At 75.2% G+C, this 403-nt stretch carries 1 protein-coding gene; it reads right to left on the minus strand.

Features of this window, described 5'->3' with window-relative positions:
• Nucleotides 1-403, minus strand: a 403-nt coding sequence (locus C6558_RS39325; RefSeq protein ID WP_371412343.1) for an ABC transporter permease, incomplete at both ends; no start/stop codon positions are given.

The raw sequence follows: 403 nt of genomic DNA on the forward strand, positions 1-403 counted from the left end.
CGTGCCGGTGGTGAGGCCGGCGACCACGGCGGGGACGGCGCCGGTGAGCATCACGAAGTACGCGGTGGCGTCGCTGAGGCCGAACCACAGCACCGCGAGCGGCACCCAGGCCACGTTCGGCAGCACCATCAGGGCCGTGAGCAGCGGGCCGAACGCCCGCCGCAGGACGCTGACCTGTCCGAGCACCAGGCCCAGCCCGACGCCGACGACCACGGCGAGTGCGAAGCCGACGACGGCGCGGCCCACCGACGTCGCCACTGCCTGCTGGACGAGGCCCTGGGCCCACAGCGTCCCGAAGGCCCCGACGACGTCGCCGGGACCGGTGATCGGCTCACCGCGCGCACCGGCCAGCCACGCGAAGGCCTGCCAGATCGCCACGAGCAGGACGACGGCGGCCACCGGG

Source organism: Ensifer sp. NM-2 (assembly GCF_003024455.1).
In the GTDB taxonomy this organism is placed as follows: Bacteria; Pseudomonadota; Alphaproteobacteria; order Rhizobiales; family Rhizobiaceae; genus Ensifer; species Ensifer canadensis.